Genomic DNA, 16,585 nt, shown 5'->3' with positions numbered 1-16,585 from the left:
AAAATAGAATTCTATAGTATATCAATCTTACTAGATTTTTTGGTAAATATAAACTTTGGTATTACTATTTATTAATAGATGTCATTTACAGTTCGGTTTTTGGGAGAAGGTCTTGTATAAGTATCCAGATTTAGTTAATACAGGTTTAAATTTAAGGTTGCCCGAAATTCTTAACTTAGAAGAACATGATAAATATTTTTTTACTGATGATTATTATAAGAATCTTATCTTAAGCGATAGAGAGATTGGTTCTAGGCTTCATAAGTTATTATTAGATTATTTAAATCCTTCTTCAACAGAAGAATGCAATAAGAATGATAAATATAGTCAGATAATTAATGTTTATTGGAAATTTTTGAAATCAATTGCTAAAAATATTTTAAATTTAACTCAAGAGCAGAAAGTTTTATTTAGGTTTGCAGCTCTTCTGCCAAATGCTCTTGGTAGCGAACTTAAATCTTTAATTTCAAAAACCATTTGGGATAATAATTATAATGAACCTTTTATTTATTTTGATGAATGGATATATGGAGTTAATGATTTAAAGTTCAGAAAGCTTGCTGTGGATGAACCAGTGAATAGCATTAAAGATAAAGATATGAAAAACATATTGCTTAATAAGCAAGAGAAGCTATTAGCCAATATTGATTTTTTAAGGAGTAGTCTTAAAAGGAACGATGCAATAAGAGTTGAGGCTATTAGCAAATTAAAGAATATGTTTGAATTTTTATTTATTGATGATACATCTCATGAAAATTTTATCTCTGAGTTTGGGATAAGAAGGTTTTATTCTGATGATATTTTAAAGCCTTTAAATTATGCTTCTAATTATATTGATGATCTTATTAAAGCTAGCAAAGAAGTTACGTCTTTGATTTCTAAAATTAAAGAGTCAAATAAGGAACTTGTTGAGATTAAGAATAAAATTCAAGATATTGATGTTTCTGTTTCATCTAACATTGCAGTAGAGGAGGTTGCTTCTTTAATGGAAGCTAATAAACTTACCATTGGTCCTAGAGGAAATCATTTTCCAATATTGCTTAAGAGTAATGTAGTTGCAAATCCTAATTTTTTTGGTAGTAGAGAAAGAGTTATTCAACTTGTTAAAGATATTGAAGATATTCAACCTAAAATTTTTCATAAAAATTACAGAGGAGATTTTTTAAGAATAGTTCCTTATTTTATCTTAATCCCGTCTTATGGTGATAGAGGGATTTGCTGGGAGCCTATAGATATTAAAAATCGAGCCAAAGGACGAGGCAAGATATTGATTCCTATGTATTCTAAGGACTTAAGAAGAGCTATTATTTTGGGCATTGGAGATTTCTTGTGGGAACTTGCTAAAGAACAGGCATCGTTTAGATGGATGGAAACAGGAATTACTGGTCAGTATTATGAATACTATTCTAAATTTATTAAAAAAGGTAATATTAAAAATCTTTTCTTAGATGATTATTTTCTTTGGATAGATAAAGAAAGTAAAGGAATACAAAAGATTGAGAAAATGGTTCGGGGTGTAATGTGGAGAAATACACCTTTTCCAAGAGATTTGAAAGAACAGCTTGGTAAGAAATCTTTTGTATATAAAGATCTGCTTGATAGAGATAAAAATATTGAAATTTCTAGTAGATATTATTAATATAAATTTTTCTTGTGTTTATTAAAAATATTTCTTATGTTTTTATTTTTGAGATTATTAATCTCTTTTTTATAATTGTCAGTAATATAAGTATTTTTTTTAAGTAATAATTTAATTAGATTGATATTTTCAATTTCTACTGCAGCTTGTAAAGGTGTTTTACCATTTTTAAGAGTAAAGCTTAAATCAGCTCCTTTTTCTGCTAAAAATTTGAATATTACTTCGTTATTTAAGTATATTGCCCAAAATATTGGTGGATGTCCTGTTTCATCTATTTTATTAATGTTTATTCCATAGTCTATTAATTTTTTTATGGTTTCTAAATCGTTGTTGATTATTGAAATTGTCAGTGGAGATAGTTTATATTGATAATTTATTTCTGCTCCAATATTTAGAGCAATAGTAGTTCCTTCTATATTTTTAAAATATATGGATATGATTAAAAAATCATTTTTTATATTTTGTAGGTATTTTAAATCATCGTTATTATTTAATTTTATTGATAATATGAAATTGTCTATTTTTTTTTTATTAGCTGTATATTCTTGGTTAGTAGTATGGTAAAGTGTTTTTACTAATTTTTGTATCATTGTAATATTTTCATTTGCATGTAAAGATATAATAAATTGTGTTAATAATATCAATATTGTTAACATTAATCTTAACCTTTAACAAATTTGGTAGATTTTTTAAATTTAGTTTAAACAGAATGCCCATTACTGAACAATATCACTGCAATTTTATTTTTGTCATCGATTATTATATCATCTTCAACGTTTTCAGGGCTTATAAATATGAGTTGCAAAGCATTTTGCGTATAGTCTAATAAACAAAAATATTCTTTATTATCATTAGTAATAAGCTTTATAGCATTTTTATATGAAATTTGTAAATTTGGAGTAAGTCCTATTATTTTAAACTTTCCAGAACTAGGTAAATTTTTTAATTTTAGATCTGTTTTCCAAATAAAAGTACCATCTTCTTTAAATTCAATATTTCCATATATTCCATTTTTTAATGTTTCATAAGATGTTAATTTGTATACTAAGTTTTTATTTTGTTTTTCTATTTCAAGTATAATTTTTTCAATAATTTGTTCAATAATGACAAATTTTGCTTTAAGATCGTGATCTTTGACCTTTATATATGAGCTATAGTGATTTAAGGATTCCTTTTCTATAAGAATAAAATCTTTTTCTGAATTTTTAGATCTGAATAAAAATCCGTTTGGTTTAACGGAGTCAACAATATCAAATTTGAAAGTTAAGCTTAATTCAGGAATATTTATTTTTATTTCATTTTGTGGAGTAAAAAATAAACCATAGTCTTTCTTAAATAGAATATTATCATAAGTACGCCTGGCAATCATTTTTTCATAGTAAAGAGGTCTTAAATATTTAATATTTTTAAATGTATTTATTATATTGTTCTGTGAGGATTGGTCTAGTAGATTTGTAATTATTTTACCCGTAATATTATCAAAAATTTCTAGTGCATAGTCAAAAACATAACCCTTATATCCATCTTTTGTTAAAAGATATATCCATCTACCTTGAAGAGAACCAGCTTTTGTTCTTTCTCCAATGCTTATTATCTTCAATATAGAATCCTTTGGGATTCTGTATATTATGTTGTCCTTATAGTTATCAGGAGATTTTCTTAAGGGTAGGATGTCTTTTTTGCTTATTGCATATTTGTTTATATATGGTTTAATGCTTAATCTAAATTTTTCTGCATCTTCTTTTGTATAAAATTCTTGTATTGTAAATTTATGTACTATAAATTTAATGTCATTATACTTTATTGTTATTGTTTTTTGATTTTGGTTTGTGTTCTCTATTATAACTAGAGATCCGTTTGGAAGTTTTTCTCTGTTTGTTGAATCTAAGACAATGCCGTATTTATTTGTTTTTTGAAAACAACATAGAAAAAATACGAGAAATACAATGTAAATTGATTTTTTATTCATATTAAAATGATTGATGATTTTATTGAATTTAGAATACTCTTTATTATACATAACTTACATTATATAATAAAGGTAATGAGGTTATTAATTCAATTATTTGGACTAATTTTAGCTTTAAGTGCTTGTAAAGTTAAGCAGGGAGAAATTCAAAATCTAATATATCTTTTGGAGGGGTCAAGTAAAAATGGATTAGATAGGTTTCTTATTGTTGATAGGATAGTGAATATTTATATTCGAAATAAGAATTATGAAAAAGCCTTAGTTATTGTAAATCAAGGTATTGCTAATGATGAAAGTAGAGAATATTATCCTTTATATTTATATTTGATGGGAAATATATATGCTGCTATGAAGGAGGATTTAGTATCTTTTACTTATTATAGATATGTTATTAATAATTTTGATGATTATATTTATGAAAATAGCTCTATAAAAGTAGAAATAGCGAAAAAAGTAGTCAGTTTAAATATTGAGGCTGATAATAAGATTCAGTATTATAAATTATTACTTAGTAGTAATTCTAATAGTTTTAAAGAAGAAGATATAGGTAGTTATTATTATAATCTTGCTCTAGATTTAGAGAGGATACAGGAATATGATGAGGCATATTTTTATTATAAAAAATTGCTTTCATTTCCAAGAGCAAGCTTGAAAATGGATTTAAGAGATTATTCGAATGTTAGTACTAAAGTTAATTATTATAATAATCCGGAATTTGTAGTTTATAGAAATTTGAGTGATTTAATTCAGGACGTTAAAAAATATATTTATTCTGGCAATACGACAAAGTTGCTAAGTATAAGAGATAAACATAATTTTTTTATTCAGAGCTGGGATCAGAGAGGAGGCAGAGGTAATTCAATTAATACAAATAGTTTTTTGACAACAATGATTAAACTTGGAAGTAGAAGAAAAAATGGAATACAATTTGCAAATAGCTTTGAAGCTGACTCTAGTGATGATATTTCTTATCTTGAATCTACAGGCTGGGAGCACATATGGGAGTGGTATTTTGTCTTTAAGAAAATTTCTTATCCAAAAGATCCAGAAATTAATAATGGTTGGGCTTGGATAGGAGTTTATTTGGGGAAAAAGTAAATGGAGACTTAATGTGAATTTTATTAGTGTTCTTTTTAAATTTTTTATTTTGTTTTATTCGAATATTTCTGTAATAAAGAATTTTAATTTCGGAGCGAGTATAAACAGAATAATTGATTGGAATAAAAAGGTTGTTTATTTTGATATTAGTAAAACAGTTGATGAAAATAAATTTGGTGGAGTTGGCCTCAATTCTACTTCTAGGTTAATGTTAAGTATTAATGATTTTAAAGATTCTTTAATAAGACAATCTCTTTTTGAGATGGTGATTGATTCTGATAATACTTTTAAAGATTATTTTAATTCAGATCCCCATTTAATACTTTATTTTTCAGGATTTGATAATATTTTAAAGAGAGGCTATATAAAATATTCAGAAGATTTGAAAAATATCACTGTTAGATATGAGCTTTATCTTTTCCCTGATTTTATTAACTTATTTTTGTCTCATGACAAACCTTATAAGGCTTTTTATCCATTGATGAATACAAGTGCTGATCAATTTTATACCGGTATTCTTATTTATGCAGGAGATGGATATGAATCTTCTTCTGGTCTTGTTAGACTGAGAGATTCTTTCTTTATTAAGATTTATGATGAAAATATTAAACTTTATTTTGATAAGAGGATGGTTGAGCCAGATGCATTAAGGAGATGGGGTATGCTTGAGTATACAGATGATATTTTTTATAAGAATAGAGATAGAGTGGGAGATTACCCTTTAAAATTAGTTGCTAAGGGAGTTTATGGTAAGAATAGATCAGACATAATACTTGATGAATGTTCTATTAATAAATTATTTTCAAATAAGAATAATATTAATCTTTTAAGAGAGGGTAAACTTGTTATTATAAGGTAATAGATAAAAATATAATTTGAATACTTGTCTTTTTTGGGATAATCAATTAACATGATACAAGAGTTTATTTTCAAGGGAAGTAACGCCCTTATAGCTCAGCTGGTAGAGCACCACCATGGTAAGGTGGGGGTCATCGGTTCAATTCCGATTGGGGGCTTTTATACAGAGGTATTTTGTTATGGGTAAAAAAAAAGGAAAGAGCGCTATTGAGCTTATAGCTTTAATTTGCGAAGAGACAGGTATTAGAAATTATACAACTACTAAAAATAGGCGTAATAGGCAAGAAAAATTAGAATTAATGAAATATTGTCCGATTCTTAGAAAACATACTCTTCATAAAGAGGGGAAGATAAAATAACTGTATAACTGTGAGTCATAGGTCAGTAGTTCTAATGGTAGAACGGCAGTCTCCAAAACTGCATGTTGGGGGTTCGAATCCCTCCTGACCTGTTGTCTTAAATATTAAGGGGCTTTTAGTGTTTAAATTTATTAGAGAAAGTGTGTTAGAGCTTAAAAAAATAACATGGCCTAAATATAGCGAAGTAATAGGTAATGGAAAGCAAGTTTTTTGGTTAGTATTTTTTATTTCAATTTTTTTGGGTGTAGTAGATTATGTTATGTATCTTGCTATATCTTATGTTTTTTAAGGGGAAATTATGTCTAGAGCATGGTATGTATTACAGACTTTTTCCCAATATGAAAAAAAGATAGAACAAGAGATAAAACTCTTAATAAATGATGGTGTTTTAGGTAGTGAAGTTTTGGATGTTAGAGCCCCTATTGAAAGGGTAGAAGAAATTAAAAATGGAAAAAAAAGAGTGAGAGAAAGGAGGATTTGGCCGGGATATATTTTAGTTGAATTAGATCTTCCTGAAGTGGGATGGAAGGATACTGTGGCTAGTCTTATTAAAATACAGGGTGTTATAAGTTTTGTTGGTACTGGCAAGGAACAGAAACCTCTTCCTATTAGTGATGATGAAGTTAAGAATGTATTTATGCTTACTGGAGAGATTAAAGCAGATAAATCTATTTTTATACTTTATGATTTTGAGGAAGGAGAGAGAGTTAGAATTAAGGGTGGACCTTTTGATTCTTTCGAAGGTGCTATTGGATCTATTGATTATGAGAAAAAAAAGTTAAAGGTTGCAGTTCAAATTTTTGGGAGATCAACCCCTGTTGAAGTCGATTTTCAACACATAGAGAAAATTTGATAATTAATGGGAGCTTTAAGAGCGTTATTACCATAAGGAGTTATTTATGTCTAAGAAGAAAAAAGAAATTGCTTGGGTTAAATTGCAAGTTCCAGCGGGGCAAGCTGTTCCCGGTGCTAAAATAGGTCAGGCGCTTGGGCCTCATGGTGTAAACGGGCCTCAGTTTGTTAAAGAATTTAATGAAAGAACAGCTAAAATGGAATCAGGGATTGTTGTTCCTGTTATTATTACTGTTTATAGCGATAAAAGTTTTTCATTTATTGTTAAAACTCCTCCTGCTTCTGTCTTAATTAAGAAGGCAATTGGAATTGAAACAGGCTCTAAGAGATCTAATACAGACAAAGTTGGAACTATATCAAAGGAAAAATTAGCAGAAATTGCAAAAGCTAAAATGCCTGATTTAAATGCAAAGACGGAGTTAGCTGCGTTTAAGATTGTTGCGGGAAGTGCTCGTTCAATGGGTGTTGAGGTGGAAAAATAATGGCTAAAGTTGGGAAAAAATATATGCAGGCTTTGGCTAAAATAGATAAGTCTAAATCTTATAGTGTAGATGATGCAATATCCTTATTGAAGGAAATTAAATTTGTTAAGTTTGATGAAACTATAGATGTTTCTATTAATCTTAACTTAAAGAAGAGTCATACAGTTCGAGATACAATCGTTTTGCCAAATCAATTTATGAAAGAGAAAAGAATACTTGTATTCGCAAAAGGGGATAGGGCAGAAGAGGCTAGGGAAGCTGGTGCTACTTATGTTGGTGATGATGATTTTATTAATAAGATTAAGAGTGGATTTGATGAATTTGATATTGTTGTTGCTACTCCTGATATGATGAAGGAAGTAGGTAAGCTTGGGCCTATTTTAGGCAAAAGGGGTTTAATGCCAAACCCTAAGACACAAACAGTGACAAATGATGTTAAAGGCGCAATTATTAGTCTTAAGAAGGGACGCATAGAATATAGAGCAAATAAAAACGGTGTAATAAATTTTTCTATTGGTAAATCTTCTATGGATAATAAGAAGATAATAGAAAATTATGATGAGTTTATTAAAGAATTACTTAAGAAACGACCTAGTGATTTAAAGGGTACTTTTGTGGATAGTGTTTATATTTCATCTACTATGGGACCTTCTATGAAGATTGATTTTGTTTAGGAGTTGGTTTATGAGTGCAAGGATAAATCCTAAAAAGGTAGAAATGTTTAATTTGTTTAAAGGCTTTCTAGATGGTAAAGATAATATTTTTTTTCTAGATTACAGAGGATTAACAGTAGCGGAACTTACTAGGCTTAGGAATAGAATAGAAAATGAAAAGGGTAATTTAAAGGTTGTTAAAAATAATATAATGAAGAGAGTTTTGAAAGAGAAGCAAATAAATGGCCTTGATTCTTATCTTTTAGGGCCAACAGCTGTTGTTACTGCTGTTGAAGAGGCCAATTCAATTGTAAAGATTTTTTATGAATTTGTTAAAGAGAGCACCTTAAAGGTTAAGGGTGGGTTTATTTTAGGTGAAATTTATGATGAGGCTAGACTTAATGAGTATGGGAAGCTTCCTACTAAGAAAGAGGCTCTTTCTTTATTTGCAAGTGTACTTAAAGCTCCAATTTCTAAGCTTGCAAGGACGTTAAAGGTTTTATCTGATATTAAAGTTTAATAAAAGCGGTGTTAGTCTTAATTAAGTGCATGCTATCGCTGTTTAGAATACATATAAAAGGAGTTAAGTTAATATGTCACTAAGTAAAGAAGATATTTTAACATGGCTTGAAGAAGCCAAAACAACTGAGGTTGTTGACCTTGTAGCAGCTATTGAGGAAAAATTTGGTGTTACTGCTGCTGCTACTGTTGCTACAGTACCTGGTACTGTGGGTAGTGGTGGGGAAGAGCAAACAGAATTTGATGTAGTTCTTTTATCTTTTGGAGATAGTAAGATTAATGTTATTAAGGAGGTAAGAGCTATTACTGGACTTGGACTTGGAGAAGCTAAGGCTTTAGTTGAGGCTGCTCCTAAGGCAGTTAAAGAAGGTGTTTCAAAGGTAGATGCTGAGGAGATAAAGAAGAGATTAGAATCAGTTGGTGCAAAAGTTGAATTTAAATAGAGTATTAAAAATATTTCAGATTTGTTATTCCACATACTGGTTTGTTAGTGTGTGGTTTATTGTGTCTTAAAAAGGAGTCTTTTAATGATAAAAAGGGTTCATCTAGGACAAGGCAAGGCAGAAGAAATTTTAGACTTGCCTAACCTAATTGAAATACAATTGAATTCTTATGAGAAATTTTTGCAGCTTGAGAGATTAAAAAATAAAGAACCTTTGCTTAATGAGGGACTTGAATCTGTTTTTAGAAATGTTTTTCCTATAAAAAGTAGTAATGGTGAAGTTGCTCTTGAGTATGAGAAATACTACATTGAGGATGATTCTCTTAGTTTTACAGAGAAAGAATGTAAGAGGAAAGGACAAAGCTATGAGGCTGTTTTGAAGATAAGGTTAAATTTGCAGTTTTTAACAACAGGGGAAATAAGACAAAAAGATGTATACTTGGGTACCATTCCTTTAATGACCAATAGGGGTACTTTTATTGTCAATGGAGCAGAGAGGGTAATTGTATCTCAAATACATAGGTCTCCTGGGGTTGTTTTTTATAGGGAAAGGGATTTGTATTTTGCTCGCATTATTCCTTATCGTGGTTCTTGGCTAGAATTTGAGATTGATTCAAAAAAAGATTACCTTTATGTTAAGATAGATAGGAAGAAGAGAATACTTGTTACTCTTTTCTTAAGAGCCTTAGGGCTAGATACTCGAGAGAAAATAATAGATACTTTTTATAAAATTAGAAAAATTGAGGTAAATGAAGATACAAAAAGAGAAATTGCAGGTCAATATTTAGCCGTAAATATTAATATAAAAGAAAATATGACTTATCGAGCTGGTGATAAGATAACTTTACAAGATGTTGAAGATTTTTTTCAAAATGGAATAAAACAAATAAAACTTATTGATTTTGATGGCTATGATAGTGTTCCTGGAAAATATTTTATTAGTTCTGATATTATTTTAAATTGCTTTGAAAAAGAAGATGCTTATTTTTCTTTAAAAGATGGGTTTAAGGAACTTTCACGGGAATCAGTGATGCTTGCTGTTTATAATGTACTTTTGCCTGGAGAACCAATCTCTATTGATAGTGCTGAGAATGACTTAAGAACAGTATTCTTCTCAGAGAAGAGATATGATCTTGGGCATGTGGGTCGATATAAGCTTTCTAAAAAATTTGGACTTGATGATTTAACAACTTCTGTTCTTACTATGACAGATATTGTAAATACTATAGCTCATCTTTTAAGGATATATGATGGTCATGATACTCTTGATGATATTGATCACCTTGGCAATAGAAGAGTTCGTTCTGTTGGTGAATTACTTACAAATATATATAAGGGAGCAATGACAAGAGTAGAAAAAATTGCAAGGGATAGAATGTCTAATAAAGAGGTATTTAATCTTAAACCTCAGGAATTGATAAGTGTTAAACCTATTGTTTCTGCTGTTAAGGAATTTTTTGCAACTAGTCAGCTTTCACAGTTTATGGACCAAGTTAATCCTTTAGCTGAATTAACACATAAAAGGCGACTTAATGCTTTGGGTCCTGGAGGACTGTCAAGAGATCGTGCAGGTTTTGAAGTAAGAGATGTTCACTATACTCATTATGGCAGGATGTGTCCTATTGAGACTCCTGAAGGACCTAATATCGGTCTTATTGTTTCTTTAGCTACTTATGCTAGAGTAAATGATTATGGATTCTTAGAAACTCCTTACAGAAAAGTGGTTGATGGGAAGGTTACTCATGAAATAGAATATTTGTCTGCAATTGATGAAGAAAAGAAAAGTATTGCACAGGCAAATGCTGATGTTGATGCTGATGGTAACTATATTGAAGATTTAATTTCTGTTAGGATTTCTGGTGATTATACTACTATGGTTCCAAAAAATATAGATTATATGGATGTTTCTCCTAGGCAGTTAATTTCTGTTTCTTCTGCATTAATACCTTTTCTTGAACATAATGATGCGAACCGTGCTCTTATGGGTTCAAACATGCAGAGGCAGGCAGTACCTTTATTGTTTCCACAGCCACCTATTGTTGGTACTGGTATGGAAAGAGTAGTTGCTAAATATTCTGGCGTTGTTATTAAGGCAAGGAGAGCAGGAACGGTCATATTGGCAACAAACAAAAAAATAATTATAAGACCTAGTGAAGCTAATGGTGCTTCTGATTTAGATGAATATTATCTTTCTAAATATGAGAGAACAAATCAAGATACTTCTTTTAATCAGTCAGTTTTAGTTAAAGAGGGCCAAGAGGTTAGTGTGGGTGAAATAATTGCAGACGGCCCTGCTACTAGATACGGTGAACTTGCTCTTGGAAATAATTTGCTGGTTGGCTTTATTCCTTGGAATGGATTTAATTATGAAGATGCTATATTAATATCTGAGAGAATTGTAAAAGAAGATCTTTATACTTCAATTCACATTAAAGAGTTTAGTATCGAAGTAAGAGAAACTAAGCTTGGACCTGAAAAGGTCACGGCAGATATCCCTAATGTAAGTTCGAAGATATTGAGTAAGTTAGATGAAAATGGAATTATAATAATAGGAACTTATGTAAAACCAGGTGATATTTTGGTTGGTAAAGTTACGCCAAAGTCAGAAGGAGATATTACTCCTGAATTTAAGCTTTTGACATCTATTTTTGGCGAAAAAGCAAAAGATGTTAAAAATAATTCATTGAAAGTTCCGCATGGTACTGAGGGCACTGTAATTGATGTACAAAGGATAACAAAGGATGATGTTGGAAATCTTCCCCCGGGGGTTGATGAAATATTGAAAGTTTATATTGCTAAGAAAAGAAAGCTTAAAGAAGGGGATAAAATGGCTGGAAGACATGGAAATAAGGGAGTAGTTGCAAAAATTCTTCCTGTTGAAGATATGCCTTATCTTTCTGATGGAACGCCTCTTGATATATGTTTAAACCCCTTAGGGGTTCCTTCTCGTATGAATATTGGGCAATTAATGGAATCACAGCTTGGGCTTGCTGGCAAATATCTTGGTGAGTATTATGATATTCCTGTTTTTGAGTCTGCTACAAATGAACAAATACAGGAAAATTTAAGAAAAGCTGGATTTAATGAAACATCAAAGGAAATTTTATATGATGGATATACAGGAGAACAGTTTGAAAATGAGGTTATGGTTGGAGTTATATATATGCTTAAGCTTCATCACCTTGTTGATGATAAGATGCATGCAAGGTCTACAGGCCCTTATTCGCTTGTTTCACAGCAACCTCTTGGAGGGAAAGCTCAATTTGGAGGGCAAAGACTTGGAGAAATGGAAGTTTGGGCACTTGAAGCATATGGGGCTGCTCATACTCTCCAGGAGTTGTTAACAGTAAAATCGGATGACATGTCAGGAAGAGTTAAAATATATGAGAATATTGTTAAGGGCATACCTACTAATGTATCTGGAATTCCTGAATCTTTTAATGTTTTGTTGCAAGAGTTAAGAGGGCTGGGGTTTGATTTGTCAATTTATGACGATAAAGGAGATCAAGTTCCTTTAACAGAGAAGGAAGAGGAATTAATTAATAAAACTTAGGTTTTGAGGTTTCTATGAAAGAAATAAAAGATTTTGAAAAAATAAAAATAAAAATAGCGTCACCTGATCAAATTAGGAATTGGTCTTATGGTGAGGTTAAAAAGTCTGAAACTATTAACTATAGAACTTTGAGGCCTGAAAAAGATGGGCTTTTTTGTGAGAGAATTTTTGGAACAACAAAAGAATGGGAATGTTATTGTGGTAAATTTAAATCTGTAAGATATAAGGGTATTATTTGTGATCGTTGTAATGTTGAGGTAACACATTTTAAAGTTAGGCGTGAAAGGATGGGGCATATTGAACTTTCAGCTCCTGTTGCTCATATTTGGTACTATAAGTATATTCCCTCTAGAATAGGTCTTTTACTTGATATTACGGCCTCTAATTTAAATTCTATTCTTTATTATGAAAAATATATTGTAATTGAACCAGGAGATACTGATCTTAAGAAGATGCAACTTTTAAATGAAGATGAATATTCTGAGGCAAGAGAAAGATATGGGATGTCTTTTAATGCTTCAATGGGAGCTGAGGCAATTAAAACTTTACTTGAAAATCTTGATCTTGATGAGCTTTCATCTAAGCTTAGGGTTCAAATGATTGATAAAGATGACAAGACGGATAAAAAGCTTTTAAGGCGACTTGAAATTATTGAGAACTTTAAAATTTCTGGAAATAAACCGGAATGGATGATTATGGATGTTCTTCCTGTTATTCCGCCAGAAATCAGACCTATGGTTCAGCTTGATGGGGGTAGGTTTGCAACTTCTGATTTAAATGACCTTTATAGGAGAGTTATAAATAGGAATAATCGCTTAAGAAAGCTTTTACTTCTGAATGCGCCTGAGATTATTGTTAGAAATGAAAAAAGAATGCTGCAAGAATCAGTTGATTCTCTTTTTGATAATTCTCACAAGAGAAAAGTTGTTAAGGGGTCATCCAACAGACCACTTAAATCTTTGTCTGACGCATTAAAGGGTAAACAAGGTAGGTTTAGACAAAATCTTCTTGGTAAGAGAGTTGATTATTCTGGTCGTTCTGTAATTGTTGTTGGTCCTGAACTTAAGCTTCATCAGTGTGGTATTCCTTCAAAAATGGCACTTGAACTTTTTAAGCCTTTTGTAATTAGAAGGTTAATCGAGAGTGAATCTGTATTTAATATAAAGAGGGCAAAAAGTTTGATTGAGCAAGAGGTAGATGAGGTATGGCAAATTTTAGACGATGTTATTAAAGAACATCCTGTACTTTTAAACAGGGCCCCAACACTTCATAGATTAGGAATTCAAGCTTTTGAACCTGTTTTAGTTGAGGGTAAGGCAATAAAGTTACATCCTCTTGTTTGTCATGCTTATAATGCTGATTTTGATGGAGATCAGATGGCTGTCCATGTTCCTTTAACTCCAGCTGCACAAGCTGAAAGTTGGGCTTTGATGTTATCAACTAATAATTTATTAAACCCAGCAAATGGACATCCTATTGTATTTCCGTCTCAGGATATTGTTTTGGGTCTTTATTACCTAACAATGCAGAAAAAGGGTGTAGTTGGTGAAGGACGTAAGTTCTTGAATTTCAATCATGTTCTTCTTGCAGTGAATAATAAGAGTTTAGATTATAATGCTAAGATTTACGTGAAGGTTAATGGTGATTATATTGAAACTACATCTGGTCGTGTTGTTTTTAATGAAGCTTTGCCAGATAATGTTGAATTTGTAAATAAAACACTTAGTGATTATGAGTTACAGGCTTTAATTTCTGATGTTTATGTTGTTCATGGTTCTTCTATTGTAATTGAAATGTTAGATATCATTAAAGAGCTTGGATTTAAATATGCTACTAAATTTGGATGTACAATAAGTATGAGTGATATTATTGTACCTCAAGAGAAGAAAATATATGTGGAAAAAGCTAACAGAGAAATTGCTAAAATACAAAATGATTATACTAAAGGTGTTATTACTGGAGAAGAGAGATATAATAATGTTATCTCTGTTTGGTCAAAAACGAACGAAGAGCTTACTACTAAGATGATGGAGATACTTAAGAGTGATAGAAATGGATTCAATGTTATTTACATGATGGCTGATTCTGGTGCTCGTGGAAGCAGGAATCAGATAAGACAGCTTGCAGGAATGAGAGGATTGATGGCTAAAACCTCTGGGGATATTATTGAGCTTCCAATTATTTCTAATTTTAAGGAAGGGTTATCTGTAATAGAATTCTTTATATCTACAAATGGTGCAAGAAAGGGACTTGCAGACACTGCTTTAAAAACGGCAGATGCTGGATATTTAACTAGAAGATTAGTAGATATTGCTCAAGATGTTGTTGTTAGGATAGAAGATTGCGGAACTATTAATGGTATAAAAGTTGAGGCCTTGAAAAATGGGGAAGAGGTAGTTGAGTCTTTAAGAGAAAAAGTTGTAGGAAGTTATTCAATTGAGAGAATAAAGCACCCTATTACGGGCGAGATTATTTTAGATGTAAATGAAGAAATTACAGAATATAAGATAAAATTGTTGGAAACTATTGGTATTAATAAGCTTGTAATTAGATCTGTTTTAACTTGTGAGGCTGAACATGGGGTTTGTCAGAAGTGTTATGGAAGAGATTTTTCCAATAATAAGCCTGTTAATATTGGGGAAGCTGTTGGAATCATTGCTGCTCAGTCAATTGGACAACCGGGGACACAGCTTACTATGAGAACTTTTCATATTGGGGGAGTTGCACAAGCTGGTAGTGAAGATGATAAGATTTCACTTAAAAATACTTTTATTCTTAATGGGATAGAAGGGTTTAATGTTAATGTTGATGTTGGTTTGCTTTTTACAAGAAAAGGAATTTTAAAGGTAATAAATGTTATTTATGAGGAAGATATTAGGCTTATTAAAGAAATTAAGGTCTTAGATGGTCAAAAAGTAATTAAAGGCATGCTTTTGTTTGTTGATAAAGAAGATAAAGAGGTATTATCGTCTTACATTGGTTTTATTAAGATTATGGAAGATAAATTTATGATTGTTTCTGAAGAGCAAGAAGTGCCTTTAAAGGCCGGCACAAGACTTGAGATTAATGTGGGTGATTATGTTAAAGCAGGGAGTGTTATTGGGACATTTGATCCATTTGCAGAGCCTATTATTGCTGAAGTTAGGGGAAGAGTTAAATTTAAAGATATTATTTTAGGTACAACTCTTAAAGAGGAAATAAATCTTGAAACAGGAAATATTGAAAAGAGAATTACAGATCAGGTTTTTGAGTCTCTTGATCCTAGAATTTTAATTATTAATGATAAAGGCGTTGAGATATCATCTTATGTACTTCCTGGAGATGCTTATCTTCAAGTTGAAGATGGACAAGATATTAATATTGGAGATATTATTGCTAAACTTTCTAAAGGATCTGAGAAAACTCAAGATATAACTGGAGGTCTTCCTAGGGTTAATGATTTATTTGAGACAAGAATTCCAAAGAACTTGACGGAGATGGCCAAGGTAAGTGGAGTTGTTCAGTTTAAGGCAATTCAGAAGGGGAAAAGACTTATTAATATTTTGGATGAATATGGGGTTGAGCATAAACATTATATTCCTGCTGGAAAACATCTTTTAGTTAGAGATGGAGACATTGTAAAAGCTGGAGATATGCTTTGTGATGGAAGAATTAATCCTCATGATGTTCTTGAAATTCTTGGTGGAATTAGTTTGCAAGAGTTTTTGTTGGCTGAAATTCAAGATGTTTATCGAAAGCAAGGTGTAAGCATTAATGATAAACATATTGGAGTTATTATTAAGCAAATGATGAAGAAGGTCAAGATTGTATCTGTAGGCGATACTAATTTTGTTTATAATCAGAAAGTAGATAAGCATACTTTTTATGAGCAAAACAAGAGAGTGATTGAACAGGGAGGTGAGCCTGCAGTTGCTAGTCCAATTCTTATTGGAATAACTAAAGCTTCTCTTAATATAGATTCATTTATATCAGCTGCTTCTTTCCAAGAGACTACTAAAGTTTTAACGGATGCTTCAATTGCAGGTAGGGTTGATGATCTTAAAGGTTTGAAAGAGAATGTTGTCATTGGTCATTTAATTCCTACTGGAACGGGTATGAATTTATATAAAAGAGTAGAAATAAAAGAAAATACAAACGTTGATGTTTAAATTGACAATAAAT

The 16,585-nt window shown here is 30.8% G+C and carries 14 protein-coding genes and 2 tRNA genes; 14 read left to right on the top strand and 2 right to left on the bottom strand.

All coding sequences use genetic code 11. From position 1 onward, the window contains the following. Positions 1–112 precede the first annotated feature (112 nt). The gene (locus F0310_RS01950) at positions 113–1,639 is read left to right on the top strand and encodes a hypothetical protein (protein ID WP_182117288.1); all 1,527 of its coding nucleotides are present in this window, start codon (positions 113–115) and stop codon (positions 1,637–1,639) included. Here the strand turns inward: F0310_RS01950 and F0310_RS01945 are convergent. Continuing rightward, on the bottom strand, positions 1,636–2,295 hold the full coding sequence (locus F0310_RS01945) for an ankyrin repeat domain-containing protein (RefSeq protein ID WP_182117287.1): 660 nt from the start codon (positions 2,293–2,295) through the stop codon (positions 1,636–1,638). The genes F0310_RS01950 and F0310_RS01945 overlap by 4 nt on opposite strands. Positions 2,296–2,339: 44 nt before the next feature. Then, a complete protein-coding gene (locus tag F0310_RS01940) occupies positions 2,340–3,608 on the bottom strand; it encodes a hypothetical protein (RefSeq protein WP_232535935.1) in 1,269 nt (422 codons plus the stop codon). A 75-nt stretch (positions 3,609–3,683) separates the two neighbouring features. On the opposite strand from F0310_RS01940, the gene F0310_RS01935 reads away from it, so the two are divergent. From F0310_RS01935 to rpoC, 13 genes are all read left to right on the top strand, one after another. Further along, positions 3,684–4,706 (top strand): tetratricopeptide repeat protein, encoded by a 1,023-nt coding sequence (locus F0310_RS01935; protein ID WP_182117285.1) that lies wholly within the window; start codon positions 3,684–3,686, stop codon positions 4,704–4,706. Between the two features lie 13 nt (positions 4,707–4,719). Then, positions 4,720–5,565 (top strand): hypothetical protein, encoded by an 846-nt coding sequence (locus tag F0310_RS01930; RefSeq protein ID WP_182117284.1) that lies wholly within the window; start codon positions 4,720–4,722, stop codon positions 5,563–5,565. 84 nt (positions 5,566–5,649) lie between these two features. Continuing rightward, positions 5,650–5,722, top strand: a tRNA-Thr gene (locus tag F0310_RS01925). A gap of 21 nt (positions 5,723–5,743) precedes the next feature. Beyond that, the gene (gene rpmG / locus F0310_RS01920) at positions 5,744–5,923 is read left to right on the top strand and encodes a 50S ribosomal protein L33 (RefSeq protein WP_182117283.1); all 180 of its coding nucleotides are present in this window, start codon (positions 5,744–5,746) and stop codon (positions 5,921–5,923) included. Between the two features lie 19 nt (positions 5,924–5,942). Beyond that, positions 5,943–6,015 (top strand) — tRNA-Trp (locus F0310_RS01915). Positions 6,016–6,041: 26 nt separating this feature from the next. Further along, positions 6,042–6,212 (top strand): preprotein translocase subunit SecE, encoded by a 171-nt coding sequence (secE, locus tag F0310_RS01910; RefSeq protein WP_182117282.1) that lies wholly within the window; start codon positions 6,042–6,044, stop codon positions 6,210–6,212. 9 nt (positions 6,213–6,221) lie between these two features. Then, on the top strand, positions 6,222–6,776 hold the full coding sequence (nusG, locus tag F0310_RS01905) for a transcription termination/antitermination protein NusG (protein WP_182117281.1): 555 nt from the start codon (positions 6,222–6,224) through the stop codon (positions 6,774–6,776). A gap of 46 nt (positions 6,777–6,822) precedes the next feature. Further along, positions 6,823–7,257 carry a 50S ribosomal protein L11 gene (gene rplK / locus F0310_RS01900; RefSeq protein WP_182117280.1) on the top strand — a complete coding sequence of 145 codons (435 nt, stop codon included), beginning with the start codon at positions 6,823–6,825 and terminating at the stop codon, positions 7,255–7,257. Beyond that, the gene (gene rplA, locus F0310_RS01895; protein WP_182117279.1) at positions 7,257–7,931 is read left to right on the top strand and encodes a 50S ribosomal protein L1; all 675 of its coding nucleotides are present in this window, start codon (positions 7,257–7,259) and stop codon (positions 7,929–7,931) included. Before rplK ends, rplA begins: the two co-directional genes overlap by 1 nt. Before the next feature lie 10 nt (positions 7,932–7,941). Next, positions 7,942–8,430 (top strand): 50S ribosomal protein L10, encoded by a 489-nt coding sequence (gene rplJ, locus F0310_RS01890; protein ID WP_182117278.1) that lies wholly within the window; start codon positions 7,942–7,944, stop codon positions 8,428–8,430. Positions 8,431–8,503: 73 nt separating this feature from the next. After that, the gene (gene rplL, locus F0310_RS01885) at positions 8,504–8,872 is read left to right on the top strand and encodes a 50S ribosomal protein L7/L12 (RefSeq protein ID WP_182117277.1); all 369 of its coding nucleotides are present in this window, start codon (positions 8,504–8,506) and stop codon (positions 8,870–8,872) included. A gap of 84 nt (positions 8,873–8,956) precedes the next feature. Next, the gene (gene rpoB, locus F0310_RS01880; RefSeq protein WP_182117276.1) at positions 8,957–12,424 is read left to right on the top strand and encodes a DNA-directed RNA polymerase subunit beta; all 3,468 of its coding nucleotides are present in this window, start codon (positions 8,957–8,959) and stop codon (positions 12,422–12,424) included. A 14-nt stretch (positions 12,425–12,438) separates the two neighbouring features. Next, positions 12,439–16,572 (top strand): DNA-directed RNA polymerase subunit beta', encoded by a 4,134-nt coding sequence (gene rpoC / locus F0310_RS01875; RefSeq protein ID WP_182117275.1) that lies wholly within the window; start codon positions 12,439–12,441, stop codon positions 16,570–16,572. Positions 16,573–16,585: the final 13 nt, after the last annotated feature.

The sequence above is a fragment of the Borrelia sp. A-FGy1 genome, from assembly GCF_014084025.1.
Classification (GTDB): Bacteria; Spirochaetota; Spirochaetia; order Borreliales; family Borreliaceae; genus Borrelia.
Note: the sequence above shows the minus strand (reverse complement) of the source record. Positions and strands in the feature narration are given on the sequence as shown.

Excerpts from the sequence above, each read along its gene's own strand:
- F0310_RS01945 (WP_182117287.1), bottom strand. The coding sequence starts at position 2,295 with ATGTTAACAATATTGATATTATTAACACAATTTATTATATCTTTACAT.
- F0310_RS01940 (WP_232535935.1), bottom strand. The coding sequence starts at position 3,608 with ATGAATAAAAAATCAATTTACATTGTATTTCTCGTATTTTTTCTATGT.
- F0310_RS01935 (WP_182117285.1), top strand. The coding sequence starts at position 3,684 with ATGAGGTTATTAATTCAATTATTTGGACTAATTTTAGCTTTAAGTGCT.
- rpmG (WP_182117283.1), top strand. The coding sequence starts at position 5,744 with ATGGGTAAAAAAAAAGGAAAGAGCGCTATTGAGCTTATAGCTTTAATT.
- nusG (WP_182117281.1), top strand. The coding sequence starts at position 6,222 with ATGTCTAGAGCATGGTATGTATTACAGACTTTTTCCCAATATGAAAAA.
- rplK (WP_182117280.1), top strand. The coding sequence starts at position 6,823 with ATGTCTAAGAAGAAAAAAGAAATTGCTTGGGTTAAATTGCAAGTTCCA.
- rplA (WP_182117279.1), top strand. The coding sequence starts at position 7,257 with ATGGCTAAAGTTGGGAAAAAATATATGCAGGCTTTGGCTAAAATAGAT.
- rplJ (WP_182117278.1), top strand. The coding sequence starts at position 7,942 with ATGAGTGCAAGGATAAATCCTAAAAAGGTAGAAATGTTTAATTTGTTT.
- rplL (WP_182117277.1), top strand. The coding sequence starts at position 8,504 with ATGTCACTAAGTAAAGAAGATATTTTAACATGGCTTGAAGAAGCCAAA.
- rpoB (WP_182117276.1), top strand. The coding sequence starts at position 8,957 with ATGATAAAAAGGGTTCATCTAGGACAAGGCAAGGCAGAAGAAATTTTA.
- rpoC (WP_182117275.1), top strand. The coding sequence starts at position 12,439 with ATGAAAGAAATAAAAGATTTTGAAAAAATAAAAATAAAAATAGCGTCA.